This is a genomic window from Olivibacter sitiensis DSM 17696, assembly GCF_000427965.1.
Classification (GTDB): domain Bacteria; phylum Bacteroidota; class Bacteroidia; order Sphingobacteriales; family Sphingobacteriaceae; genus Olivibacter; species Olivibacter sitiensis.
This window is the reverse complement of the sequence record NZ_ATZA01000035.1, coordinates 29,473-55,182: the sequence shown is the minus strand read 5'-3', so window position 1 is coordinate 55,182 and position 25,710 is coordinate 29,473. Positions and strand designations below refer to the sequence as shown.

24 protein-coding genes are annotated in these 25,710 nt (G+C 45.2%); 5 read left to right on the top strand and 19 right to left on the bottom strand.

Annotated elements, in window-relative coordinates:
• Positions 1–1,251: 1,251 nt before the first annotated feature.
• The 4 genes from A37S_RS0116635 (at position 1,252) to A37S_RS0116620 (ending at position 4,719) form a co-directional block, all read left to right on the top strand.
• On the top strand, positions 1,252–1,455 hold the full coding sequence (locus A37S_RS0116635; RefSeq protein WP_028297971.1) for a hypothetical protein: 204 nt from the start codon (positions 1,252–1,254) through the stop codon (positions 1,453–1,455).
• 195 nt (positions 1,456–1,650) lie between these two features.
• Complete coding sequence (locus A37S_RS0116630) at positions 1,651–2,901, top strand: DUF418 domain-containing protein (protein ID WP_028297970.1); 1,251 nt, start codon at positions 1,651–1,653, stop codon at positions 2,899–2,901.
• Positions 2,902–2,963: 62 nt separating this feature from the next.
• Positions 2,964–4,079 (top strand): aldo/keto reductase, encoded by a 1,116-nt coding sequence (locus tag A37S_RS0116625; protein WP_245586413.1) that lies wholly within the window; start codon positions 2,964–2,966, stop codon positions 4,077–4,079.
• A 115-nt stretch (positions 4,080–4,194) separates the two neighbouring features.
• Positions 4,195–4,719, top strand: a complete 525-nt coding sequence (locus tag A37S_RS0116620; protein ID WP_157278753.1) for a hypothetical protein — start codon at positions 4,195–4,197, stop codon at positions 4,717–4,719.
• 138 nt (positions 4,720–4,857) lie between these two features.
• Here the strand turns inward: A37S_RS0116620 and A37S_RS0116615 are convergent, their stop codons facing one another.
• From A37S_RS0116615 to A37S_RS0116525, 19 genes are all read right to left on the bottom strand, one after another.
• Positions 4,858–5,610: an SDR family oxidoreductase gene (locus A37S_RS0116615; protein ID WP_028297967.1), complete on the bottom strand. Its 753-nt coding sequence runs from the start codon at positions 5,608–5,610 to the stop codon at positions 4,858–4,860.
• A 109-nt stretch (positions 5,611–5,719) separates the two neighbouring features.
• Positions 5,720–6,799, bottom strand: a complete 1,080-nt coding sequence (locus A37S_RS0116610) for an alpha/beta hydrolase (protein ID WP_036602891.1) — start codon at positions 6,797–6,799, stop codon at positions 5,720–5,722.
• Positions 6,800–6,810: 11 nt separating this feature from the next.
• Positions 6,811–7,287, bottom strand: coding sequence for a (R)-mandelonitrile lyase (locus A37S_RS0116605; RefSeq protein WP_084163945.1), 477 nt, complete (start codon positions 7,285–7,287; stop codon positions 6,811–6,813).
• 178 nt (positions 7,288–7,465) lie between these two features.
• Positions 7,466–8,476, bottom strand: coding sequence for a zinc-dependent alcohol dehydrogenase family protein (locus tag A37S_RS0116600; protein ID WP_028297964.1), 1,011 nt, complete (start codon positions 8,474–8,476; stop codon positions 7,466–7,468).
• A gap of 67 nt (positions 8,477–8,543) precedes the next feature.
• The gene (locus A37S_RS0116595; RefSeq protein ID WP_028297963.1) at positions 8,544–9,380 is read right to left on the bottom strand and encodes an oxidoreductase; all 837 of its coding nucleotides are present in this window, start codon (positions 9,378–9,380) and stop codon (positions 8,544–8,546) included.
• Between the two features lie 117 nt (positions 9,381–9,497).
• On the bottom strand, positions 9,498–10,565 hold the full coding sequence (locus A37S_RS0116590; RefSeq protein WP_036602888.1) for an alpha/beta hydrolase: 1,068 nt from the start codon (positions 10,563–10,565) through the stop codon (positions 9,498–9,500).
• Positions 10,566–10,584: 19 nt separating this feature from the next.
• A complete protein-coding gene (locus A37S_RS0116585; RefSeq protein WP_245586412.1) occupies positions 10,585–11,280 on the bottom strand; it encodes a carboxymuconolactone decarboxylase family protein in 696 nt (231 codons plus the stop codon).
• Between the two features lie 650 nt (positions 11,281–11,930).
• On the bottom strand, positions 11,931–13,541 hold the full coding sequence (locus A37S_RS0116575) for a carboxylesterase/lipase family protein (RefSeq protein ID WP_028297959.1): 1,611 nt from the start codon (positions 13,539–13,541) through the stop codon (positions 11,931–11,933).
• 85 nt (positions 13,542–13,626) lie between these two features.
• Positions 13,627–15,786 carry an outer membrane protein assembly factor BamB family protein gene (locus A37S_RS0116570; RefSeq protein ID WP_036602885.1) on the bottom strand — a complete coding sequence of 720 codons (2,160 nt, stop codon included), beginning with the start codon at positions 15,784–15,786 and terminating at the stop codon, positions 13,627–13,629.
• Between the two features lie 37 nt (positions 15,787–15,823).
• Entirely contained in the window at positions 15,824–16,312 is a 489-nt protein-coding gene (locus A37S_RS25030) for a nuclear transport factor 2 family protein (RefSeq protein ID WP_051293244.1), read from the bottom strand.
• A 55-nt stretch (positions 16,313–16,367) separates the two neighbouring features.
• Positions 16,368–17,375 (bottom strand): alpha/beta hydrolase, encoded by a 1,008-nt coding sequence (locus A37S_RS0116560; protein ID WP_211229806.1) that lies wholly within the window; start codon positions 17,373–17,375, stop codon positions 16,368–16,370.
• Between the two features lie 22 nt (positions 17,376–17,397).
• Positions 17,398–18,042 (bottom strand): NAD(P)H-binding protein, encoded by a 645-nt coding sequence (locus tag A37S_RS0116555; protein WP_028297956.1) that lies wholly within the window; start codon positions 18,040–18,042, stop codon positions 17,398–17,400.
• Between the two features lie 13 nt (positions 18,043–18,055).
• Entirely contained in the window at positions 18,056–18,706 is a 651-nt protein-coding gene (locus A37S_RS0116550) for a flavodoxin (protein ID WP_036602883.1), read from the bottom strand.
• 270 nt (positions 18,707–18,976) lie between these two features.
• Positions 18,977–19,525 (bottom strand): alpha/beta hydrolase family protein, encoded by a 549-nt coding sequence (locus tag A37S_RS28030; protein ID WP_245586411.1) that lies wholly within the window; start codon positions 19,523–19,525, stop codon positions 18,977–18,979.
• A 119-nt stretch (positions 19,526–19,644) separates the two neighbouring features.
• The gene (locus tag A37S_RS28025) at positions 19,645–20,091 is read right to left on the bottom strand and encodes a hypothetical protein (RefSeq protein ID WP_245586410.1); all 447 of its coding nucleotides are present in this window, start codon (positions 20,089–20,091) and stop codon (positions 19,645–19,647) included.
• 92 nt (positions 20,092–20,183) lie between these two features.
• Positions 20,184–21,167 carry an aldo/keto reductase gene (locus tag A37S_RS0116540; protein WP_028297954.1) on the bottom strand — a complete coding sequence of 328 codons (984 nt, stop codon included), beginning with the start codon at positions 21,165–21,167 and terminating at the stop codon, positions 20,184–20,186.
• A 36-nt stretch (positions 21,168–21,203) separates the two neighbouring features.
• A complete protein-coding gene (locus tag A37S_RS0116535; protein ID WP_245586409.1) occupies positions 21,204–22,154 on the bottom strand; it encodes an aldo/keto reductase in 951 nt (316 codons plus the stop codon).
• Between the two features lie 208 nt (positions 22,155–22,362).
• Entirely contained in the window at positions 22,363–23,214 is an 852-nt protein-coding gene (locus tag A37S_RS0116530) for an aldo/keto reductase (RefSeq protein WP_028297952.1), read from the bottom strand.
• A 143-nt stretch (positions 23,215–23,357) separates the two neighbouring features.
• Positions 23,358–24,542, bottom strand: coding sequence for a multidrug effflux MFS transporter (locus A37S_RS0116525; RefSeq protein WP_028297951.1), 1,185 nt, complete (start codon positions 24,540–24,542; stop codon positions 23,358–23,360).
• Between the two features lie 183 nt (positions 24,543–24,725).
• Here A37S_RS0116525 and A37S_RS0116520 point away from each other — a divergent pair, with 183 nt between their 5' ends.
• On the top strand, positions 24,726–25,622 hold the full coding sequence (locus A37S_RS0116520) for a helix-turn-helix domain-containing protein (protein ID WP_028297950.1): 897 nt from the start codon (positions 24,726–24,728) through the stop codon (positions 25,620–25,622).
• Positions 25,623–25,710 lie beyond the last annotated feature (88 nt).

Below are 25,710 nucleotides of genomic sequence, written 5' to 3'. Positions count from 1 at the left end.
AATTGTCTTGGTTACACAACTATTCTAGTTTGTACTACAAACAAGATGACATATAGTTTTAAAATGTAAGAAAATTTTTAGGTCGATTTAAGATGCGGACAACTAGTCGATGTAAGATGCGGACAACTATATTAAAACTTAAGAAACAATAAAAACACACTGACATACAAACACATACATCCAAAATAATCCTCACCGCAATTTAAAAGGAAACGGGACTGTATGCCGCCCTTTATCTCTGAAGATGTAAGGGTTCTGTAAAAACACAAATGGAGCGCCGTAAGCACTCCATTTGTGTCACTTTTAGAAAAGTATGTCTATAAGTAGGGGGAACACGCGAAATGTCGAACTTTTATGAAGATTTAAAGTCAATACATGCATTGAAAGACATGCTGAAGTAGTAACATCAACATAAATCCCGCTCACTGGAGAGAGCAGGATCACAGTCGAACACATTATTCCTATTTTATCGTTAATTAGCCAATGTAAACAATAATATATTAAAGGTACTTTTATTGTCTCTTGTTTCGGTCATGCTATCATAGGTTTCCACTAACCAATTTACATATCAAACAAAGTTACGCAAATGCCTCAACCGTATGCTGGGTCGGTTTGATTACTTGCTATGAACGAAACGGTACTTAGGGGATTAGCTCGGTTATAAATGACCTGATTCTAACAATTTGGGTCACAGAATCTTATTTAGTATCGAAAATCAGACAATCGGTAAGCAATGTTCTGTCCAATTTCCTTGGGCTTGAAAGCTCCGAGGGATAATCTTTCGATCGGTATAAACTACTGCCATACCGCGCGACCATTCAGTAATATTGGTAGTATAATCAGTAATCGGTATACATTTCGATCCATAAAAGTCAAGACCTTTACATGTGAGACAGCGAATAGTCGACGATATAGGGTTCTTTAAAGGTTAAGCATCATAAAAGTAGCAATATGCAAAAAGTAGAATTGAACGATGGCGTGAAAATGCCCATTCTGGACTTTTGCGTTAAACCGAAAGGTATCCGGCTCACGGATTGGTCGCTTCAGGGAAACGCAGGATTATTCGGCAGCAAACAACATTCATCCCGAAGTGGAAATCACCGACACAGACGTAGCAACCGTTATCGGTCGCGGCAAGAAAATCGCGGATGGAAAAGCGAAATTTCGTTACGTCATCGATATAGAAAAACAGAAGTAAGGGGTCATATTAACATATTAACAAATAGTCTCGGACCGTAGAATAAATTGACCATGAAAATACCAGAAGAAATAGCGCCGATTATCACAAGATCCGGGAACACGGAACTCACTATTTCTGAGAAAAGAAAATTATTGGATTGGTATCGGAAACTGGATACTGGAAGCAACGCGCAGCTTTTCGATAAAGAAGTCAGCGTGATAGAAAAAAGGATTTTAAAGAGCATTATGAATCATATATCCAGACATGGCCTGTGATAAGCTTAGCTTTTGCCTCTGGATTTGGTATCCACTTCCGGGAGGATCATCATTTAGGTTGGGCCGATGCCAAAAGTCAAGGGACAATCAGATAGAAATACGATGAAAATTATACAATATATACAAGAATACTACCGGAGCAAAAGGAACAGCCCCAATTCACTTTTCCTATACAGGCTTAATTAAAGTAAAAAAATGGAACAGGACAAAACCTTATCAACCCCATTAAACCGGATTACGGTATTGGATGCATTAAGGGGATTCGCATTGCTTGGCGTTATACTTATGCATATGCTACAACATTACAGTATTTTCTCGTTTTCGGAACCACGGGAGCCACTATACCCGGCATGGGACGAGGCTATACGTTGGATCGGACAGAACGTGATATCGGGCAGGTTCATCAATATTTTTGCCTTTCTGTTCGGTTTGAGCTTTTTTATCCAGATGGACAGGGCCTCCCGTAAAGGAATCGATTTCCGTTTACGTTTTATATGGAGAATGGTCATCCTGTTTGTGATCGGACTGGTAGGCAACTGTTTCTACAGCGGTGAAATAATCTCGCTCTATGCCGTGTTCGGGATTATAATGGTTTTACTTTACAAGGTCAGAAGCTGGATATTGATGATCCTGGTTTCCCTTCTGCTATTGGGTACGCCCCGCATCCTGAAAATCAGCTATGATAGGATGACCAGAACCGAACAGCCTGAAAATATCCGGAACAGTGACCGTCGGCCATCCGGACCGCCGCGTCAGATGGAAAAACCTTCATTTGCAAATTCGGTGAAGCACAATTTTACCAGGGGATTGCAGGGAAAGCTGAACTACCAGTTTGGCCTGTTCAGCCGTGGGTATATTACGCTCGCACTGTTTATCCTAGGACTTGTTGTCGGCCGCACGCGTTATTTCGAAGAGATACAGATTCCGAAAGGAAAAAATCTGATCCTTTTTGGAGGGTCTGTCATAGCCGTCATACTGATAAACAGTGTCATCGGATTATTTCCGCCGCCGGATATACGTGCAATGATGACGCCCAGAGGCGGAGAATTGCCAATCTCATCATTGATCGTGATGACCTTAAATGATATTAACACAGTCGTATTTTCCATGGCCCTGGTCACGGGATTCATCCTACTTTACCACACCGGACACTTCGGCAGGTACCTAGATGTCATGTCACCGTACGGACGTATGGGACTGACCAATTATGAAGTGCAGAGTGTTATCGGCGGCCTCTTGTTTTCCATGTGGGCATTCGGGCCGGTTTTTGGAAACTGGGGTCCCACCGAAGTCTTTGCACTGGGAATAGCGGTCTATATATTACAGCTCATATACAGCAGGTATTGGTTGAGATACTTTCTGTACGGTCCGCTTGAATGGTTCTGGCGTTCGGCGACTTACCTGAAGGCGCAACCTTTCAGGAGAAAGACAGCTACCCTTCGATAACAGGATGAGCCTATGAATACCAACGCACGAAAAAGAACAGCTTTTAACTAAAATTATGAGAAATGGATAAGCAAAGATCAAGCAACATCAACAGAAAGGACTTTATCCGATTAACGGGAATGGGCGCGTTAAGCTCTCTCATGTTACCAGCCTGGCTGACGGCAGGTGCCAACGGCATGGCTACGTCCGATAGCGGTGTTAACGCACAGCCCGGTACGCGAAAGCTCGGTTCACTGGAAGTCTCCTCCCTTGGGCTGGGATGCATGTTATTAACACGGGTGTACGGACCTGATATGGAAAAATCCAAAGCCATAGCCCTGCTGCGGGGCGCTGCCGAACAAGGCGTTACATTCTTTGATTCGGCCGAAGCTTACGGTCCCTTTACAAATGAGGAAATTGTGGGCGAGGCATTGCAGCCCTTTAGGAACAAGGTGGTGATCGCCACAAAATTCGGCTGGAACCTGGACACGAAAACAGGTCAATCCCGTGGAGGCATGAACAGTCGTCCCGACCATATCAGGGACGTTGCGGAAGCGTCCTTAAAACGGCTCAGGGTGGATGCCATCGACCTGTTCTATCAGCACAGGATGGATCCCGCCGTGCCCATAGAAGATGTGGCGGGAACCGTAGGGGAGCTGATCAGGGAGGGTAAGGTGAAACACTTCGGTATGTCCGAGGCAGACGCTGAAAGCGTAAGGCGCGCACACGCCGTACAGCCCCTTACCGCCCTGCAGAGTGAATATTCATTACTGTGGAGGGGAGTTGAAAACGATATCATCCCCACGTTGGAGGAACTGGGAATAGGATTGGTGTGCTGGGGACCGATGGCTGCGGGATTCCTGACAGGGGCAATAGGTAAAGACACGCAATTGCCTCCAACCGACACAAGGGCGCAGATCACGCGCTTTGCCCCTGAAAACAGGGAAAAGAACCTTGAAATGGTCAAATTGGTGAAATCATGGGCAGATCGGAAAAATGCGACCATCGCCCAGACGTCACTCGCCTGGTTACTGGCGCAGAAACCATGGATTGTTCCGATTCCGGGAACCACAAATCCGGATCACCTGAAAGAAAACCTGGGTGCGGCGCAGATCAGTTTTACCGCCGATGAAATCAGGGATTTTAATGAGGCCGCCTCGAAAATAGAAATCGTTGCGGGACGTTGGAGCCGTGGATAAGTAGAAAGAACTGGATTGTACCCGAGATGTGGAACCAGGTGGTAGGCAGAAGTCTGTTGAGGAATGCGGTTTCTCAGGCAGCGAATAAAACAAATTCAACAAAACTTATGACCGGATGAACTTTTTATGGATTTCACTGTTAACACTTGCCATACTGATTTTCGGCACGTTGATTATGCGTTTGATAAAGCGTTCCGTTAGACGGAAAAAGGCTGGACCAGTTTCATCATCCGGTACTTTGCAAGACGCCGCTAAAAACCTGGACCTCCGTATAATGTTAAAGCTATCAAGTCATTTTGATTCGAATTTCAACAATATAGACAGGCCGTTTTGGCAAGTTGCAAACGAAGGGATCGTTGTTAAGTTCACAAAGGATGAAACTCCCCATTTTGTATATTATAAACTGGATGGCGAATGGAACTATACATTACGAAGCTTTAATGGTGAAGTATTGCCCGAGGCTCTCTCTAAGTTAGTGCGTGCCAAATTCAGACTCTATGCGATATCCTGCACGGAGGAAATTGTTTTTTCCGATAGTGAGTCTAAAACCTATATTTTACATCTGCATCAAGGAAACAAATATAAAGAGCTTATCATCGACAATAACGAAATGATCGTTATAAATGAAAAAGAGCTTTAAGGCCGTATAACTATTGAGAGAGGCAGGTTATATTATCTGTTCTCGTTTTGTGTGCAGACCAATACAAAAACGGTTGTCAGCAATTATACTGACAACCGTCTTAAATGTAGTTTCCTAATGATCTCCTCCCATCTTGAATTACAATTGCTGTACAGTTGGACGGAATAGGATTTCATTCACATCCACATCTTCCGGTTGGCTGATGATAAAAGCAAGCGCTCTTGCAAATGAACTGGCAGGGATCGCGTTTTGCGCATAATATTGGTGAATGCCTTCTGCTACATCGGGAGCGGTTACGCTGTTCGGCAGTTCGGTAGCGACGGCTCCGGGAGAGATTACCGCAGTACGGATATTATACGGTTTTACTTCCTGTCTTAAGGCTTCGGAAATTACCCTTACCGCATATTTGGTGGCGGAATAAACTGCACCACCGGGACTGATGGTATGTCCGGCTACTGATGAAACACTGATGATCTGACCTGATTTCTGCTCTTTCATATAGGGTAATGCGGCTGCAATGCCATATAATACACCTTTGATATTTACATCAATAGCCTGGTTCCAATCGCCGATTTTCAGGTATTCCAGGGGCGATAGTGGCATCAGTCCCGCATTGTTAAGAATTACATCGATCTTTCCGTATTCATTTACTGCGGTATCTACCAGATTTTTTACTTGGTTAACATCAGTTACATCTGTTTCTACAGCTAGTGCCTTTCCTCCGTTGTTATTGATTTCCTCCGCCAGCTTATCAATTTTTTCTTTGCGGCGTGCGCCTAAAACGACGGTTGCGCCCAGCTCCGTTAGGTGGCGGGCAGAGGCTTCACCGAGTCCGCTACTTGCGCCCGTGATCACTACGACCTTTCCGGCAATATTCTCTTGTTGGCTCATTTTCTTAGTTTGTTATGTTAACTCATTTATTGTGTACGCGTTATAACCATACCGTACCCCATGGTAGGAGTTTCTTCAGCTCCATTAATATTATTATTGGGATTCTATATTATCTATCCAGACCTTTTTCCTTTAACCATTTCGACATCAGATCCGCTATTTCAATGTTGTTCAGATCAGAAAACGGGAAATGGGTATTCCCTTTAATGCCAATTTCAGGTAAATGTACAACGGTCACATCACCTCCATGTTTATTTACTGCATCCCGCCACAGCCTTGCCATTTCAAGCCTAGCACGCCAGCCATCCGCCCCGGGATTATTGATATCTAATTTCTTGGGAATATTGTCGCCATAGTAAATGATGATTGGAAGCTTTGTCAGTTTTAAAAATTCTTCCCTTGGGATTCCGACTGCTTCCAACGGACCTGCTGAACTCTCTACGGCTGGAGGTACTTCTCCTTCTGGAAAAACGAAACCGCTTCCCGGCTCATAACATACTATTCCTTTTACATTTGGATTTTTGATGGCAGTGAGCCATCCCATACCGCCGGAATGAGAATGTGTAACAAGAATTGCGGGGCCGATTTTTGAAAACAGATCCGAAACAGCGCTTACATTGACACCTATATCGATCGGACCAATATTAGGTGTCATGGAACGGAAATATTGATTGAGCGTTTCGGGATCTTTGGAGAATTGAACTCCGGGGAAATAATCCGGCCATATCCCCACCCGAAATGTACCGAACCAATCCTGTTCATCGGGAGTGGGCGTAACAGTACCTTCTATCGTACCACGACCTGCGTTTCCACGTCTGGGCTGGTCCAGAAGGTAAACGCCAAAGCGCCGTCTTAAAAAAATGTTCTGGAAACCTTCCCGTCCATCGGGAGTGGTTTCCCAGGTTTTGGAAAATTGGCCGATCCCATGCCAGAATACAAGCGGAAGCTGTCTGGCCTGTGCCGGTATCTGATAAAACAGATAGGCATGATCGCCATGATAGGTCTGACCATCAGTAGCACGTTTGACCGGATCATAGTTTCCCGGATTTTCAATGACCGTTCCTCCAATGGCAAAGCTGCCCTGATCTTCGATCAGCATAGACTCTTTCTTTTCGAGGGTCTGTGCAAATACGCTATCAGTTAATATCGTTGGAAGCACGAATGCAAAAAAGATTGATAATTTATTCATATAATAAACGGTTATTGGCTTTCGCCGCTGCGGTATTCCTGATCCGTTACAGGTTTAAACCATACTGCACCACCTACATTGGTGTTTGTGCCTACTGCAATATGCGTCATTGCCTCGGTAGGTGTAGCACCGTGCCAATGTTCGGTATTTGGTGGGCATTTTATAACATCTCCCTTTTTTATGACCTCGACCGGCTTACCTTTTTCCTGGTATAAACCTTCTCCTTCCGTTACCAAAAGGATCTGTCCTCCTTTGTGGGAATGCCAGTTTGTTCTTGCTCCCGGTTCAAAGGTTACCGAGCCGATATTGACGTTGTAGGTGGTATCGCTTTCTGCCAACATAGTAAGCCAAACGTCTCCTGTGAAATTGTCATTGGTCACTTTAGTGCTATTTGGGAAAATTTCTGCTGTGTCCTTATCTCTTACGCTTTTAGTCTGACAACTTGTTGTAACTGCAATTCCTATCAATAGAACTATTATTTTTCTCATTTCTTATTTATTTAAATTCTAGCACTTTTTCCTGTTCACTGCTTTGTTTTACTGTATCAATAATCTGTATTACTTTTACACTGTCCTACGCCGAAACGATTTAAGGTTTACCATAAGCGGTCCGCATCACTGTCCCTCAAGGATTATGAAAATCAATCTCAGTTTGGCCCAATATTTTTTAAAAGGTAATGATTACTTTCCCGAAATGTTTCCCATATTCCAGATGATCAAAGGCTTCTTTAAACTTGTCTAACGGAAAAATTTTACCTATAAAAGGTTTTATGTTATTTATTTCTATGGCTCTGTTCATATCAATGAATGAAGCTTTAGAGCCGACTTTAGTACTGAAAATGGTCGCTTTCCGTTCCATAAAAGTTAAAATATCTAGATTGGCTTTTGTGCCGCTCAAAAAACCGGACACAATAATTTTCCCATTAAGCGCCAGATAATCGAGCGATTCGTTGAGTTCCGCGCCTGTAACTTCCAAAACCAAATCCACACCTTGTCCTGCGGTTTCAGCTAAAACATCCTGCTTCCAATTGCTATTAGTTTTATAATTTAAAGTTACATTAGCTCCCAATGCAGTGGCTTTTTCCAATTTCTCGTCAGCACTTGAAGTAACAATTGCTTTTGCTCCAAGCATCTTTGCAAACTGAAGTGCAAAAACAGAAACACCACCTGTACCTTTAATAAGAATCGTTTGCCCTGCTATTAACTTTCCTTCTGTTACTAACGCTTCCCAAGCCGTTAAACCTGCGATAGGTAATGCTGCCGCTTCCGTTGTTGATAAATTAGACGGAATGGGAACACACGCGTAAGCAGGCAAGGCTATATATTCCGAAAAAACGCCTTTAAGATAGGTTCCTGGACGAGCGTCATTATTTCCTTCTTTAAAGACGCCTGATTGCCAAGTTTGGTAATAATGGTTACATACCAAATCACCGACGTTGATATTTTCTGCGTGTGTACCGACTTCGACTACTCTACCAGCGATATTGGTTCCTATTATATGAGGAAAATCAAAATTTTGTTTTCCAAATTTCCCTTTTACAACCAACAAATCTAGATAATTTAAAGAACCCGCTTCGACTTTTATCAAAACTTCATTGTCCTTTATAGTCGGTTTAGACAGCTCTTGGATTTTTATATTTTCCAGCCCGAATGATTCTTCTACTACAATTGCTTTCATAAAAACACTTACACCTCTGCTTTATTATGGTTCTCCTTTTCATTTATTTTACCGATTTCCTATATGCCTAATAATCGGTGGTTAAGCTAATCTCTTTCCAATCTTCCAATTCTTTGCTTTGGGCTTCTAGTTCTTTCCTAACGCTATTAACAGCGTCAGTACCCAATAATAAGCGGAATGGAACATTTTTACTTTCAGCCAATTTGATTATTGCCTGTGCCGCTTTTTGGGGATTACCGGGTTGCGTGCCATGTGTGTGGTCGTTCCCTTTTCTTCTTTTCCCTGCTGTTTCCCTGTAATCTGAAATTTCTTTTTGGGTGCCCGTCAGCGAACGACCTGCAAAGTCTGTCCTGAAAGCGCCCGGCTCGATTACAATAACCCTTATGCCCAATGGAGCAACCTCTTTGCGGAGTGCATCGGACATACCTTCCACGGCAAACTTTGAAGCGGCATAATAAGCAGAGCCCGGCGCAGCAAAGCGCCCTGCTATGGAAGAGACGTTCATGATCGTACCTGATCTCTGTTTCCGCATTCCTGGCAGTACTGCCTTTATTGTATTTACCATGCCAAAAAAGTTTGTATCGAACAATCGCTGCACCGCATCGTCCTCTGCTTCTTCCACCGCTGCGCGATACCCATAACCGGCATTGTTTACCAGTACATCTATGCTTTCGAATTTAGTTTTGGCCTGTTCAATGACCTTTGCCACCTGTTCTTTATCGGTTACATCCATTGCCAGACCCAGGGCGGTTTCGGGATAATTTTCGACTATGCCCAGAATATCTGCAGCATTTCTGGAAGTTACCACAGCATTATAACCATTTTTTAATACTTCTTGCGCGAAAGCACGCCCAAGCCCTGTAGAGCAACCCGTTAGCAACCACGTTTTATTGAGATTTTTCATTTGCTTATTTTTTCAGTCGATTACCTTAGTAAAAAGAAGGCCTGTCCGAATTAGTATTTGGTTCGCCCAGCATTTTGCTGATTTGCCCGGCTGCACCTAATATTAGAACCCTCATTTTTATGGTTTAAGATACTTGCCGTAAAATCCAATCAACTTGCTGACGGCCTGATCCACATACTCCGGCTTCCAGTAGGTCTGTATATGTGTAGCGCCTTCAATCAGGAACAGCTCCTTGTTCTTTGCATTGACCGCTTTGGGAAACGCCTCATCTGTCATGTATTTTGTATCTGCCTTGCTTCCTGCCATCATTAACAAGGGTTGGTCGATCAATTCAATCTCGTCGGTGGCATCCCAGGCCATTAGATCCATCAGGCTACTTGTGGTGTACAGAAAGGTGGAGTTGGGATGTGCATGCGTTCTGTAATAGTACTCGTATCCTTCACGGTACAGATCGGTAGACGTTTTAGCGATTTCTTCGTCTGTTATACTTGCCACACCTGAAAAAAGGATTTTACCGCCTGCGGCTTCCTGCGCACGGGCATCCGAGGCTTGTTTTATGCGTTCCGGAATAGTATTTAACTGAGAGTTCTGAAAGCCGTTACGTCTTACCTCACCTGAATTGAACATACTTAGGGTTGCCACAGCTTTAAAGCGTTTGTCCGACTGGGCTGCTTTTAGTGTATAACCGCCGCCGCCACAAATACCCAAAACACCTAAACGGTTCGCGTCAACGCCCGGATATTGCGTAATAAAATCTGCAGCCCCGTGTATATCTTCGGTCCGGTACTGGGGCTTGTCCGTATGACGAGGCTCGCCACCGCTTGCTCCCTGATAGGCTGCATCGAAGGCAATGGTGATATAACCTGCCTCGGCCAAATGTTGTGCGTATAATCCCGCTGTCTGCTCTTTGATACCCCCATTAGGGTGCGCCACCACTACTGCCGGATATCTCTTTGACGGATCATAATCTGCCGGTGTATAAACATTCGCAGCTATTTCAATACCGTTCAGCTTATATTTCACCGGATGGATGTTTACTTTTCCTTTTTCATTTTTGGTAATGGCTCCGTCATATACCAGGGTAAAAGGATTTGATTCATACTTTTTCTGAATAGATTGTGCATTTACCATATCTGTTGCTATTGTTGAAGTTAATAATGTAATCATCAATGTTAACTTTTTCATCTTTTGAATATTTTAAATTTTACTTCTTACTTTTTAGGACTTCGTCCAAAACTTCCTGTGCTGCTTTCGCCTCCTTTTTTCCAGCAGTTGATTTGATAATTCCTACAAACTGCTGTAACTGGTTCGGTGTCAGGCCAACATTCAGGCATAGATTTAAATGAGACCGTAACATGGGCTCCACGCCGCCGATACTGCTAAGCACCGATACGGTTACCAGCTCCCTTTCGGCATACCCCAGGACGTCCCGCTCGAAAATATCGGCAAAAAGGTGTTCTTTCAGGAAGACTTCTATTATAGGTGCAAATGCTGCGTAACCCGTTTTTGGCCCGGTTTCCGGAACACCACTTAACTCTTCCAAAATGGCTTTTCCCCGTTCATACTTGCTGCCTTCATCATTGATCGGAGCAGACTCAGGTCCCGGTTCATCGTTTCTTCCACTGGCTTTGCGCTCATCAAGTACTGCCATCAATGTTTGCAATCCACGGATACTCCGCGGAAACCCACAATAGGCATACAGGTGAACGATTGCTTCCTTAATCTCATTGACGGTCAGTCCGGAATCAAGCCCGGCGTTCAGTGCCGTTTTTAGTTTTGGTAGATCACCCTTTGCGGTCAAAGCAGCAATGCTGACAATACTTCGCTGTTCAGGAACTAAATATTGATTGATACCTGCACCATCCTGGGCATTGACCGTAGCCGTTACAATTACTGCCATGACAAGTAAAATTGATTTTAAAAGTTTGTTTATCATTATTCCTTGTTATTATATACTTCAACTAGCCCGCATATGTTATGCTTTTAATTAACAGTACAAAGTTCGAGATTAAAAGACGGCAGAAGGTATATGGATTACGGATTCTGCTACCAATATTACTGATAGACATCATTGAGGACGAAGGATACTGAAAAAAATAAGTTTTTATCTATCCAAATCCTTTTTCCTTAAGCCATTCTGAAATCGGATCCGCTACAGCTATATTGTTTAAATCTGAAAAGCGAAAATGCATATTGCCTTTGAGACCGGCTTCGGACAGATGAACTACCGTAACATCCCCACCATAGCTAACCGGGTCCGCGATCCGTCTGCATCGGCGTTGGGAGATGGCTTTTCGGAAAGAAACCACCATAGTAAATGAAGATCGGCATTTTTGTAACCTTCATAAAATCAGCCATTGGAACAGCCCGCCGCTTCGAGTGGCCCTGCAGAACCTTCAATAGGGTCCGGTATTTCAAACTGAAGAAATATAAACAGGCTCCCTGGTTCACAGGAAAAGATGGCTTTCACATTTTCATTTTTTGTCCGGATGTTCCAGCCTATTCCTCCGCTATGACTTTTTTCATTTTTCTGATCGTGTGTTTAAATTCTTATTTTTCTGCTATCTTCTCCATAACATCCAACCGTGCTTTCTTAGGGTCGGGAGTACCCAACGCCGTACCGTCTGCACGAAATTCAAGTAAAGTCTCCTTTTGAGGATGGTAAACAGGCCATTCGGGCAAACCATCGCCATTGGGATTTCCGGTTTTTGCAAAGTTTGCCCAATAGGTATTCATCATCCTGGCGACATCCTGATCTTTCGACGAAACAGTGGCGCCGTTCCGTCCCGTCAGGTTATCGAACACGTAGGGGATCTCGGATGCGTGGGCTGCGCCGTAACGCATCCGGTTTTTCATGGAATCGGCAACATAGGAGAACAGGTAGATATATGCAGGAGTACCTTTGGCCGTAAAGGCTCTCGCGGTGAAGCGTGCCGGTTCCGCCCATACCTTATCCGTATTGACCATGGTCAGCATCTCGGCAAATTCCGTCGTACCGTCCGGATCATAGGCGGAAACAGCTTCCTCCTTATGGTCTCCGAAAATAGACAGCAGTTCTTCCTTTGAACGGGCATTGACAAACCCTGCCGGTACTTCAGCACTGTTGGAGCCGATGATAATGGGAACACTTGGTTGCCGGCCAGCTTCATATGTACTCTGGGCAGTCTCTACCACCAGTTTACCATCGAGGATAGGCCCCGGGTAGATAGGCGGACCTCCCTGACCGTCACTTTCCTGCCCGCTGTCCACAATCTCTTCAACAGTCAGCGAACGGAGCTTTGCCAGCGCCGCCGCATCCGTTCCCTCAATGCCGTGCTTACGGGCAAAGTTTATGCCGATGGTTTCCGCTGACACGGGGTAATAAGGATCTGCATTTTCTTTGTTTATCGGCCTGCCCGTAAGAACGCCATCCCGGCCGCCTCCGGATTCGATAATCGCTTTATGGAACAGCCCTTTAGCCGCCGGTATGGTCAGTAAGGAATGTACGGAAACACCACCGGCAGATTCGCCAAAAATAGTGACATTGTCCGGGTCACCTCCAAATGCCGCTATATTCTGCTTTACCCATTGGAGCGCCGCAATTTGGTCCATGTAGGCATAACTGCCTTTGGGTTCTTCGGGATGCTCGGCGGAGAGGGCCGGAAATGCAAAATGCCCCAGTCTTCCGAGGCGGTAATTGAAGTTTACCAGAATAACTCCCTGTCCGGCAAACTGATTTCCCGAAGTTTCGGGAAAGGAACTGCCACCGCCTACGAATCCGCCACCGTAGATCCAGACCATAACGGGCAGCTTTGCTCCCTGTTTAGCGTTAGAGGGACGCCATAGATTTAGAAAGAGGCAATCTTCCGATGTGTTTTCCCGAATGGCGCCGTCTGTCCGGGGCCAGCCCGCCTGGGCACAGTCCGCACAGAATTTGCTTGCGTCACGCACGCCTTCCCATGCCGAAACGGGTTGCGGCGGCCGCCAGCGGTATTCACCTATCGGGGCAGCGGCATAGGGAATCCCCTTGAAGCTTTCGACTTTTCCTTCAGTTACGCCCTGTACAACCCCGGAAGCCATGCGAACAGTTGGCCCTCCGGACGGATCGGGATTCATCGCATTTTGTTGTGCCAGCACATTCAAGCAGATTGTGATAGCCAATCCTGTTAATATCTTTTTCATATTGATTTCATTTTTCTTGATCGGGTATTTCTTATCCGCTCATTTTGATAAACTGATAGCGCTCTTGTTCATGTGATAAAACAAGTTACGGCAATGCAAAAGCCATAATGGAGCCCGATGGATGTTCTTTTGTACCTCCCACTCCCAGCGCAACAAACTGTTTTCCGCCAATAGAGAATGTGCAGACATTGGCGTTGTTAGCAGCAGGTAAAGATGTTTCCCAAACCATTTTGCCCGTATTCTTGTCAAATGCCCACAGTTTTTTGTCGGCAGCGCCACTGATAAATACCAATCCTCCCGCTGTTACCATTGGACCCGACCGGGCCAGTAATCCGGTAATTGGGCCGCCCTTTTCCTGTAGCTTTTCATCATTTCCCACGGGAATCTGCCACGCATATTCTCCTGTTGAAAGATTGAGTGCGCTCAACGTATTCCAAGGGCCTTTCATTGCAGGATTTCCACTCGGGTCGGACCAAGTTTGGTAACCCGTAATGTTTCCGTACCGCACAGGTGTCCTTTCGTCAGCTTTCCCCTCTTTTGCCGGTGTCGCCCCGGTAGCCTGGCCACCTTTCTTGTCGTACAAAAAAGCAATGATAGCCTGTTCTTCATCTGCGGTTAATACCCCTTTATAGGCAGGCATCTGACCACCTCCCATCCGTGTTTTTTCAAGCGCTTCTTTTTCACTCATCTTGTCCTTGATATCTGCCAATGCCGGGAATGTAGGAGGAACTCCTTTCATTTCAGCGCCATGGCACGCTGAACAATTTTTCAGGTAAACAGCCCGGCCCGTTTCAAAAATGGAATTATCGCGGGCAGCAAAATGTTTATCAAGATCAACCATGGTAATAATTTCCGGCAAATTATTGCCTCTGATATACAGGTATGATGTGTTAGGGTCATAGGCTGCTCCGCCCCAATTCGCTCCCCCTCTTGTGGCAGGCAATGATAATGTACCTTTTAAATCCGGAGGGGTAAACAGCCCCTCATACCTTACCGACCTGAATTTTTCCAGGATAGCATGGTGGTCTGTATCGGAGTAATGGTTCAGATCATCCTCGGTCATAGATTGCTTCACAAACGCTTTTGGTTTCAGCGGAAATGGTTGGGTAGGCCATGCTTCTTCACCCGGCATGTTTGAAGCAGGCACTTTTCGCTCTTCCACAGGGTAGAGTGGCGTGCCGGTTTCACGGTCAAGAACAAACACAAAACCGTGCTTGGTAACCTGCGCGACCGCATCAACATCTTTTCCATCTTTTTTTATGGTCACTAAATTCGGCGGCGCGGGCAGATCATAATCCCAAAGATCATGATGCACAGTTTGGAAATGCCATTTGTAGTGACCGGTAGCAGCGTCTAAGGCGAGGACACAGTTGCCGAAAAGGTTTTCTCCTTTTCTGTCTGCACCATAATAATCATAGGAAGGTGATCCGAGTGCCAGGAAAACCATACCTCTTGTCCTATCAATACTCAACCCTGCCCAGCAATTGGCTCCACCCGCATATTTATACGCATCGGGCGGCCAGGTTTCATAGCCGGGTTCACCTGGGTGGGGAATGGTGTGAAAGGTCCATGCTAATTTTCCCGTCTTGCAGTTATAAGCTCTGATATATCCGGGAGGAGCATTATAAGCATCCGGTGTTCTCAATCCGACAATGATCAAATCTTTGAAGATCCTTCCCGGGGTTGAAAGCGAAAGTGAAATTTTTTCGGGATCATCTCTTACCCCTTCGTTCAAATTGACTCTCCCATTAGTTCCAAACGAAGGGATGATCTTTCCAGTTTTTGCATCAATCGCCATCAAATAATTACCCGAAGAGTACAATATCCTTCGATCATCGCCACTTTCCCAATAGGTAACGCCTCTGCTCGCGGCACTGGGCTGTCCTTCCTCTATCGTCTTACACGACCAAATTTCTTTCCCGGTAGCCGCATCGATAGCATAAACGGTCTGCTTACCGGAATTTACATACATGACGCCATCAACTATGATAGGATTGCTTTGACTCGAGACCGGATCCTGACCTTGTGGTAAATCATCCATTTGGAAAGTCCATACATTTTCCAATTGGCTTACGTTAGACACATTGATCTGGTCCAGCGATGAGTAGCTGGAACTATGTGCGTCGGCTTTGTAGTCAGACCATGTATTATCGTGCTTGTCGGTAGATGTACAACCGGCAATGCAAAGCGAAATGCCCGTGATGCAGAGGAAAAGGCTTCTGCTATTAAAAAGTAATCTATTCATTTTGATTTTCGTTAACATCCACATCAAATTTTATCCGCTATTGCTTTGATTGTGGTGCTGACTGTTGGTTGTTATCGCCATTCATTTTTACCGGACGCATCAAACGGGAGAACGTCAATGATCCCATTTTCCATTCACCGTTTTCTTTAATATATACTTCGGTTACCATAAAAGGATTAGTAACAGTATTGCCGCCGACTACGGCTTCCAGATCGATGTCATTTAAAAGTATGGCAGTATTGCCGATGATGTTCACGGTCACCGAATAGACTTCCGCTTTCTTGTACCAGATGCCCCCGCTTTTGATGACATCCAATTCCTGTTGCTTTCCCCATGATCCGCCCATGTGCACAAACATGGATTTCTCGTGAAAGAGATTGTCCAGTACTTCCACATTTTTATCGGCCATCCATTGCCACTTGTCTTTGGAGAGCTTGATGATTTCCTGATCGGCAGCAGATTGCTGTGCAAATGATGTCTGTACACCCATAATGATGAAAAATAATGCGATTGTTAATGCTTTCATAACGATATTGTTTATAGTTTTATAATGGAAAAAATTATTAGTGACATTTTTCTGTTTACCTTTTCATCTGCTCTTTCCAAAAATCTACGGCTTTGTCCAACCAGCCAGCTGCATCCGTACCTGTTCCAAGGCCAAACCCATGCCCCGCTCTTTCGTACCGCTCATACCGAACGGTAACACCTGCATTTTTTAGATTTTCGGCCCGTCTCTCCATAACGCGGACATTGGCTATCGGATCATTGGCGCTGACGGTTATAAACGTAGGAGGAAAATTCTCACTGTATAAAGATTGACCGGTATAGGCGATAACTGCGGTTGCGGGTTCAGGATAATTCCCCTGGACAGAGGCATTAACGCCGTAGTAGGCTATATTGCCCACCATTCTTGCACCTGCCGATCCGCCCCACAGGGAATAGTTCTTTGTGTCTACCTTTAATGTAGAAGCGTTGTCAAAAATGAAACGTATTGCCTGAGCAAGGTCTTCCGTCGCCCATTGCTCACTGCCGATCCTGTAGCGGATCACAAAAGCATTCAGTTTCTTTTTGCTGATTTCCCAGGCCAGTGGAAGCCCTTCGTGCAGTGAGCCGACATAGGAAAACCCGCCCCCCGGGCAGACGATGGCAAAGGGCGCATCCGGATCCCCACGATAGAAAAATAAACCCGTATTGCTTTTACGGGGATCCTGTTTTATCTGCTGCTCGTTATAAAAGCTGTAAAAAACAGATTTGTTGTCGTTCACATCATTGATCAAACGATTTAATGCCGCTACCTCTTCTTCCGGATGAACAGCATTGTGGTAGGGCATCAACGCACCGATATTACTGATCGGTGTATTGTAATAGCGCGTATTATTGTCGCTCGGCAGCAGCAGTTCGCCAAACCCCTTAAACGCAGGATGCTCTGCAATATCCTGAACAAGATTATTTATTGTTAGATGCGTATCCATGGATATATTGGCTTCAGTTTCACTTCCATTGTGCGGCTCATCATAGACGGATGCATCGGGGGAACTGCAATTTGCAGTAAATACAGCAAACAATAATATGATGTGATAACCTATCATTCTCATCTATTTACGTTCCTCATCAATAAAAGGATGGTTTATCCCATTCGGTGTCCGGTTCGCCCACGCCCAGGCTTTTACCGACAAAACGTTCGTCTCCGGCCATCACGATGTCAACGATCAATTGGGAAACTGCTTCCCGGGTAACCTGAGTGCTTCTGAAGGGATCTCCTTTTTCCGTCAGCACATAATCCCGGTTACCTTCCTGGTCATAGAGCCATGTTAACCTGAGCAGGGTATAATCGAGCCCCGAATCCTCTATGGCACGCGCAGAGTTTATCTGCATCTGCATCCGAGGGGAACTACCGATCATTCTTTTGTTCCAACGGCCAAATTCTCCGGGAACCTCGTCATAAATACCGAGGATGGAGGCTCCGATGACACGTTTGACTCCGGCTTTATTCATAGCCGCTATAATGGTAGCGGTAGACCGGTCATCGCCCAGATCATTGACGTAGACGATGTCAACCCCGTTCATAGCACTGCTCAAAGCATCCGGATCCTTAAAGTCTCCGTCCACTAATTTTACCCTTTCGGATTTCTCTTCTTTCAAGCGTGCATTTGCATTCTTTGCATACAGCACGAGATTATATGGGGTCTGTGCAAGAAGGTCGGCTGTAAGCAATCTTCCGATCCTTCCCGCCGCACCTAATATCAGTATGTTCATTTTACTCCTTTTATTAATTAACCAAACCTATTTTCTTCAGCCAATTTTGTACCTCTGCCTGTACCTCTTTTTCTTTTTCGCCTTCCATCACGTATAAAATCCCGTCTCTTTCCACACCGCCTTTGGTAGAAAATCCTTCCAGTATTTTACTCTCCGGACACAGTTTCTTTACCGTTTCAAAGCTGCTGCCAATCCCGTAACCTGCATTGGTATTAAATGGAACGACCGTTTTTCCGTTCAGATCGTATTGGTTCAAAAAGCTTTTTATCGGTGGAGGTAACTGCATACCCCAGGTTGGAAAACCAAGAAATACCACATCGTATTGATTGATCTCCTCGATCTGCGTTTTTAACGGTGGCAGATAGCCCTGGTCATTTTCCTTGGACACCTGCGCTACGATCTGCTGGTAATTTTCCGGATAAGGTGTTACCAGTTCCAATGCGACAAGATCGCCGCCCACTTTCTTATGGATGATTTCCGCAACGGCTTTGGTATTCTTTGTGCGTGAGAGGTAAACGATCAATATCTTTTTTCCCTGCAACGAATCACTTTCTTCCGTTGACGGTTCTTCTTTTTCTATACCTGGCTGTTCGGCCCGCGAGCAGGATGTCATTGTAAACAGGAGCGTACATATCATCAGCCAATGCGTTGTTAACTTTTTCATCTCTAACACCTTTACATACAAATTTCCTAATACAATCTGATTATTTTGGTATACAGATTACCGAAATTGCTACCAATATTACTGATTAGCCTTACACCGCACTAACGGAACATAAAAAAGCAGGAATTATATCCTGCTTTACATAGCTTTAATTCTCTATGAACTTAGCTAAGTTCATCTTGTCTATTCCAGCTTTTCCAAAGAAATATTTTTTTAAAGCGTTGGCTTAAGGTACGCTGGCAAATATGCCAGGGGCTCTCCAAAATGAAATCATTCATCCAATCTTTTTTCCTTCAGCCATTTTGATAGTTCGTCGGCTACCGCTATATTATTCAAATCAGAAAACGCAAAGTGCGTATTGCCTTCAATACCTACTTCCGGCAGATGTACCACTTTTGCATCTCCACCGTGTTTATTGACAGCCGCGGCCCATAGCCTTGCCATTTCAAGCCCGGAACGCCAGTGGTCCATATTCCATACGTTGGTAGGTTCTTTGGCGATGTTATCGCCATAATAAACCACAATGGGAATCCGTGTTAGTTTTTTGAAGTCCTCCAGGGGTATTTCCACACCGCTGAGCGCGCCGAAAAGCCCGGTTGAGTTTATGGGTTGTGGCAATTCGCCCTCCGGAAACATAAAACCACTGTACGGTTCATAAGCTACAATGGCTTTCACCTTATCGTTTTTGATGCCTGTCATCCAGCCCGGCCCACCGCCCTGGGAATGTGTAACCAGTATGCCTTCACCTATCTTGTCGAACAATGCGGAAACGGCGTCCGTGATAACCTTTGCATCAAAATCGCCCGTGTTCGGGGTCATCTGCCGGAAGAACTGCTCCAGCGAAGCGTCATCTTTTGGAAACTGGACATTGGAAAAATAGTCGGGATAGTTACCGAGCCTGAACTGCGTGAACCAGAACTGTTCGTCCGCAGTCGGTTTTATGGTCGCCTCAACGGAACTCCTGCCGGCATCGCCACGTCTGGGCTGATCCAGCAGGTAAACCGGGAACTTTCTGCGGAGAAAGATATTCTGGAAGCCTTCCCGTCCATCGGGTGTGGTTTCCCATGTTTTTTGGATTCTCCCGCTCCATGCAGGAAAACCAACGGAAGTTTATTCGCATTTTCCGGAATCTGGTAGAACGCATAGGCGTGGTCGCTGTGAAAGGTCTGTCCCTGTGGATTTAAGGCGCTGTCCACATTGAATGTGCCTGGCTGGGTAGTCTTTGTACCGCCTACCATAAAACTGCCCTGTTCTTTAATATTCATGCTGTTACTGTTGTTTTCGTTTATGGTATTACAGGATGAAAAGCAAAGCGCGCCGCCGAGCAATAACGAAGGTATTGCGAGAGCCACCCAGACCTTTTTGCTCTTTTGTCTATTTTCCATGTGTCTATATTTTCTTGGTAATTGTTACTAATTTACATTTTTCGGCCGGATGATATGCTTTCAACAGACAAAAATAAGCGGTCTGCTCTGTTTTACTTGCCAACCCTGTCCTGTAATTGTGCGGAATATCTTGCCCCGACGATTTCAATGTGTTCCAATGCCTTTGCAATGTCGTTCAATTCAGCCTCACTTAAATTGACATGTATGGCTCCGATGTTTTCCTGCAAACGGTGGAGCTTTGTCGTGCCCGGAATAGGCACGATCCAAGGCTTTTGTGCCAGCAGCCAGGCCAGTGCGATCTGCGCCGGAGTTGCCTCCTTATCGATTGCGATGGTCTTTACTAAATCTACCAGTGCCTGGTTTGCTTTCCGGTTCTCTTCGGAGAAACGGGGTACGGTGTTCCTGAAATCCGTAGGATCGAACCTTGTAGTCCCGTCAATGGCACCTGTTAAGAAACCCTTGCCCAAAGGACTGAATGGTACAAAGCCGATTCCAAGTTCCTCCAACGTAAGAATAATTTCTTTTTCAGGTTCACGGAAAAATAGAGAGTATTCGCTCTGCAATGCAGTAACGGGTTGTACGGAGTGAGCCTTTCGGATACTTTCCACTCCGGCTTCGGATAAACCAAAATGCTTTACCTTACCCTCGCCGATCAGATCTTTTACCGTACCTGCAACCTCTTCCATCGGTACATTTGGATCTACCCTGTGTTGGTAGAACAGATCAATATAGTCTGTCTTTAACCTTTTCAAAGAAGCTTCTACGACTGCTCTGATCCTTGCCGGACTACTGTCCAGTCCTTTTTTTGAATCACCGTCTTCAAAACCAAATTTGGTAGCGATAACCACTTTTTCCCGAAAAGGTGCAAGTGCTTCGCCTAATAGTTCTTCGTTGGTAAAAGGGCCGTAACATTCTGCAGTATCGAAAAAGGTGATGCCTGCATCAAATGCTGCCCTGATCAATTTTATAGCTTCATGCTTATCGGTAGCGGGACCATAGCCAAAACTGAGCCCCATACAGCCCAATCCAAGCGCCGACACTTCTAGTCCGCTGTTTCCTAATATTCTTTTTGATATCATTTTATATTTACTTTTAGTAAGAAGTTATCCTTATTATTTTTTTATCGGTGCTTCAACTCCAGAAAGAGCCAAGACTCCTGCTGGTAGCCTTTCGCCTTTGATCTGAATTTTATTCAGCTCATCATTAAATGCTACAAGTTCATCAGCCATAAACTTCACTTGGTCAGCATCACTGTTTTCCAGCATGTGGGCCATTTGTGTGGTACCGGGTATAGGGACGATCCACGGTTTCTGTGCCTGAAGCCAGGCCAGGGCGATTTGCCCCGGCGTAGCCTGCTTCTGCGCAGCCCATTTTTTCAATAACTCCACCAGTGCAAGGTTACCGGGCAGGTTCTCCGGTGAGAAGCGGGTTTCATTGCCACGGATATCGCCCTGGGCAAACCTCGTACCTGCGTCTATGGCCCCGGTAAGAAAACCAACCCCAAGAGGGCTCCACGGCACCAGGCCGATGCCCAATTCCTCACAAAGCGGGATAATCGTTTCTTCCGGCCCGCGCCAGATCAGGGAATATTCATTCTGAATGGCCGTAACCGGATGAACAGCGTGTGCGCGTCTGACCGTTTGTAGCCCAGGTTCGCAAAGGCCGTAATGCAATACTTTCCCTTCTTTGATAAGTTCCTGGATCGTTCCTGCAACATCCTCGATCGGCACATTGGGGTCAACACGGTGTTGGTAGAGCAGATCGATACGGTCTGTCTGGAGCCGTTTCAGCATATTTTCCACCACTTTCCTGATTTGTTCGGGCTTGCTGTTCAGACCTGGTTGCCATCTGCCGGTTTGCTGGTCAATGTTCCAGCCAAACTTCGTGGCAACTTTTACCTTATCCCGAAAGGGCTTGATCCCTTCGCCCAGAATACGCTCTACTTCCCAGGGGCCATAGGCTTCGGCAGCATCAAAAAAGGTAACGCCCTTGTCAAATGCCGTGCGGATGATATTATGCATTTCGGAGCGCAAGGGAATGGTGGTCTGATACGTTCGGCTCATATTCTGCACCCCGAGGCCAACGCTGGAAACTTCAAGCGTTTTTCCAAGTTTTCGCCTGCCGGGAGCAAACTGTTTTGACTTATCACTGCGCTGCAAACCTGTATTTGAAGGTTCCGCAGAAGAACCAAGAGGTAGCAGGATACTTCCTGCCACGGCAAGTCCCGCTGTTTTTAAGATGGTACGACGATCCATTGCTGTGTTTTTAAGGTTATAGATCCAGTTTACGTTCGCTCAACCATTTTACCATTGCCGGATCTCTGTGGTCAAAGAACAAACTTGCATTTGTATCTAAGGCGGCTATGGCTTGCATATCTTCCGCAGCGAGCTCAAAATCGAAAATGTTGAAATTCTCCGCCATTCTTTCTTTTCTTACCGATTTTGGGATAGCGATAACATCTCTTTGGATCAACCATCCGAGGATTACCTGCGCTACCGATTTATTGTATTTTTCGCCTATAGCCGACAGTACCTCATTGTGGAATATGTTATTCTTTCCTTCCGCGAATGGCCCCCATGACTGTATCTGTACATTATTTTCTGAAAGGAATTTTTGGTTTTCAGCCTGTTGGTGGAACGGATGGGTTTCAATCTGGTTAATGGCCGGGGTAAAACCACTATTTATGATCAGGTCGATCATTCTGTCGGGCTGGAAGTTGGCAACGCCGATAGCCTTGACCTTTCCTTCATGGTACAATTCCTGCATGGCTCTCCACGACCCGAAAATATCACCATAGGGCTGGTGGATAAGATACAGGTCAAGGTAGTCCAGTTTCAGCTTGTCCAGCGACTTTTGAAAGGCTGCTTTCGTTTTTTCGTAGCCGGTGTCCTGCACCCAAAGCTTGGTGGTAATGAACAGTTCTTCCCTGGCAATTCCACTATTTTTGATTGCGTTGCCTACGGGAGTTTCATTCAGGTAGGAAGCTGCCGTATCAATCAGCCTGTAACCTGTTTCAATAGCATCTATGACCGCCCTTTCACATTCGGCGGGATCCGGTATCTGGAAAACACCAAATCCTAAGATCGGCATTTGCACTCCGTTGTTCAACTTAACTGTCTTCATTTCGTTATTTTTTTAATCTCTTTATTTAATAAGAATTTCGATTTTACAAAGTTCCTGATTAAAAACCTGTTAATTAGTATACAGATTACTGTTTCTTCTACCAAAATAACAGGTCGACCAATGTTTAAGTTTTCTTTCAGCCTTTAGCCGGCAGGGATTTCCTCATTCTTCAGGAATGCCATTGCTGCACAGGCTATGGTAAACAGGGCGATAATCCAGCTCATTGTCCATGGAGTTCCGTCTCCGAACAAAGCCAGTAAAACCGTAGAAAGTATTCCACTGCCATATTGGAGAGAACCCAGCAGTGCCGATGCAGTGCCGGCCATTTCCGGCACGCCGTCCAGTGCTGAGGCGGTAGCGGTGGCCGCGATAATCCCGTTCATGGAAAAAAAGAAAAACACGGCGGTCAGCACACCGTATATGCCCGATATATCCGATTTTACCAAAACGGCCAGTATGATACCTGCAACCATGGCTATGAAAGATGCTGCGCGTAACAATGTGTCAAGTTTGTAACGGGTTATCAGCCTTCTGTTGGCAAAGCTGAGCCCCATGAGTCCAAGGATATTCAATGCGAATAACAAACCGAAATATTGGGGTTCAACCCCGAAATAAGTAATGTAAACAAATGGGGAACCGGCAATGAACGCATAAGCGCCTACATAAAAGAAGGTGACACACAACGTGTATTTCATGAACTTCCGGTTGGACAGGAGCTGTTTATACTTTAGAAAGGTGTTGCCCAGCGAAGTATCCTGACGTTTTTGGGGAGGCAACGTCTCGGGTAAGCGTATAATACAGACCAGCATCAGTACGCCGACAACCGCAAGGAACCAGAAGATACTGCGCCAAGAGCTTATCTTCAGCAATTGGCCTCCCAGAAGGGGTCCTATAATGGGTGCAACGGCCATGATGATCATCAAAGTGGACAGCATCTGCGCTGCTTTGTTAATGCCGAACATATCACGTACCATTGCCCTGGAGATCATTGGGCCTGTGCATCCACCAAACGCCTGTACAACCCGCCAAAAGATCATGTGCGAAATATTATACGACATCGCACAGCCAATGGTACCGATAATGAATAAAAGCATACCCAGGATAAGGGGACGCTTCCTGCCAAACCTGTCGCTGATCGGCCCCCAAAAAATCTGTGCCAGCGAGAACCCGATAAGAAAGCCGGTGATCGTCAGTTCCATGTTCCCGTGAAGATCTTTTTGCATTTCGGGCAATGCGGGAAGATACATATCCGTTGAAAGAGATGTAAAAGCCATGAGGCTGCCCAAAGCGGCTAAAAAAAATATATTTGATCTGTGACTTTCTTCCATTGAAACTGTATTTCCCTTCATGATTATCGTCCTGATTTTTTTTATCGGTACAAATTTCAGAACTGACAGGAGGTATTATGGTATACGGATTACGGTTTTTGCTACCAATATTACTGATTGCACCTCTGTTTTGATTATCAGTCTGTAAGAATGCCTATTTTTGTTAGATAAAATATAACGGCTATGGAACAGGCATATAATTTTGATACGGTAAGCCAGTACAACGATTTCAATAACCACGAAACGCTGCACCCACTGGTCAGTATCATCGATTTCTCAAAAGCAAATAAGAGAACGGGATCGCGGATGACTTTCGGGCTATACTGTATTTTCCTGAAAGAGATACACTGCGGTGATTTAAAATACGGATGCAACTATTATGACTACGAGGAAGGTACCCTGGTCTTTATTTCTCCGGGACAGGTCATTGACGTAGAGAACAAAGTGGATATCTATCAACCGATGGGACATGCGCTGGTATTTCATCCCGACCTGATCAAGGGCACCGCTCTGGCCAAGACATTGGATGAATACAGTTTCTTCGGTTACAATACGAATGAGGCACTCCACCTATCCAAAAAGGAACGCAAGATCGTGTTTGACTGTTTCTCCAAGATCGAAAGTGAACTGAGCCACGCAGTTGATAAGCACAGCAAACGGCTGATCGCTTCCAATATCGAGCTGTTCCTGAACTATTGCGAACGGTTCTATGACCGGCAGTTCATTACCCGGGAACATATCAATAAGGGCATACTGGAAAGATTTGAAGAAGAATTGAACAGCTTTTTTGCTTCCGAGAAACCTTACAGCATCGGATTGCCATCGGTGGCTTACTTTGCCGATGCACTCCATTTGTCGCCAAACTACTTTGGTGACCTGATCAAAAAGGAGACGGGCAAAACAGCGCAGGAATATATCCAGAACAAGATTATTGATATTGCGAAGAACAAAATTTTTGACAGCGAGAAAACCATCAATGAGATTGCTTACGAACTGGGCTTTAAATATCCCCAACATTTTAGCAGGCTGTTTAAGCAACGTGTCGGTTATACGCCGAACGAGTATAGGAATCTGAATTGATGAAAAATGGGGTTTTACCGAAATGATACAGCCCCATTTTTTTCTTTTAGGGAATTAATTAATCAACTATCCATCAGGATGCCATGCT

Coding starts and splice junctions, on each gene's coding strand:
- A37S_RS0116610 (WP_036602891.1), bottom strand. CDS start 6,799: ATGAATAAATTATCAATCTTTTTTGCATTCGTGCTTCCAACGATATTA.
- A37S_RS0116525 (WP_028297951.1), bottom strand. CDS start 24,542: ATGGAAGAAAGTCACAGATCAAATATATTTTTTTTAGCCGCTTTGGGC.
- A37S_RS0116585 (WP_245586412.1), bottom strand. CDS start 11,280: ATGGCAGTAATTGTAACGGCTACGGTCAATGCCCAGGATGGTGCAGGT.
- A37S_RS0116550 (WP_036602883.1), bottom strand. CDS start 18,706: ATGAAAAAGTTAACAACGCATTGGCTGATGATATGTACGCTCCTGTTT.
- A37S_RS0116625 (WP_245586413.1), top strand. CDS start 2,964: ATGGATAAGCAAAGATCAAGCAACATCAACAGAAAGGACTTTATCCGA.
- A37S_RS0116635 (WP_028297971.1), top strand. CDS start 1,252: ATGAAAATACCAGAAGAAATAGCGCCGATTATCACAAGATCCGGGAAC.
- A37S_RS0116530 (WP_028297952.1), bottom strand. CDS start 23,214: ATGAAGACAGTTAAGTTGAACAACGGAGTGCAAATGCCGATCTTAGGA.
- A37S_RS0116630 (WP_028297970.1), top strand. CDS start 1,651: ATGGAACAGGACAAAACCTTATCAACCCCATTAAACCGGATTACGGTA.
- A37S_RS0116535 (WP_245586409.1), bottom strand. CDS start 22,154: ATGAGCCGAACGTATCAGACCACCATTCCCTTGCGCTCCGAAATGCAT.
- A37S_RS25030 (WP_051293244.1), bottom strand. CDS start 16,312: ATGAAAGCATTAACAATCGCATTATTTTTCATCATTATGGGTGTACAG.
- A37S_RS0116620 (WP_157278753.1), top strand. CDS start 4,195: ATGAACTTTTTATGGATTTCACTGTTAACACTTGCCATACTGATTTTC.
- A37S_RS0116575 (WP_028297959.1), bottom strand. CDS start 13,541: ATGAAAAAGATATTAACAGGATTGGCTATCACAATCTGCTTGAATGTG.
- A37S_RS0116595 (WP_028297963.1), bottom strand. CDS start 9,380: ATGAAAAATCTCAATAAAACGTGGTTGCTAACGGGTTGCTCTACAGGG.
- A37S_RS28030 (WP_245586411.1), bottom strand. CDS start 19,525: ATGACCCCGAACACGGGCGATTTTGATGCAAAGGTTATCACGGACGCC.
- A37S_RS0116560 (WP_211229806.1), bottom strand. CDS start 17,375: ATGATAGGTTATCACATCATATTATTGTTTGCTGTATTTACTGCAAAT.
- A37S_RS0116605 (WP_084163945.1), bottom strand. CDS start 7,287: ATGAGAAAAATAATAGTTCTATTGATAGGAATTGCAGTTACAACAAGT.
- A37S_RS0116600 (WP_028297964.1), bottom strand. CDS start 8,476: ATGAAAGCAATTGTAGTAGAAGAATCATTCGGGCTGGAAAATATAAAA.
- A37S_RS0116555 (WP_028297956.1), bottom strand. CDS start 18,042: ATGAACATACTGATATTAGGTGCGGCGGGAAGGATCGGAAGATTGCTT.
- A37S_RS0116590 (WP_036602888.1), bottom strand. CDS start 10,565: ATGAAAAAGTTAACATTGATGATTACATTATTAACTTCAACAATAGCA.
- A37S_RS28025 (WP_245586410.1), bottom strand. CDS start 20,091: ATGGAAAATAGACAAAAGAGCAAAAAGGTCTGGGTGGCTCTCGCAATA.
- A37S_RS0116615 (WP_028297967.1), bottom strand. CDS start 5,610: ATGAGCCAACAAGAGAATATTGCCGGAAAGGTCGTAGTGATCACGGGC.
- A37S_RS0116520 (WP_028297950.1), top strand. CDS start 24,726: ATGGAACAGGCATATAATTTTGATACGGTAAGCCAGTACAACGATTTC.
- A37S_RS0116570 (WP_036602885.1), bottom strand. CDS start 15,786: ATGAATAGATTACTTTTTAATAGCAGAAGCCTTTTCCTCTGCATCACG.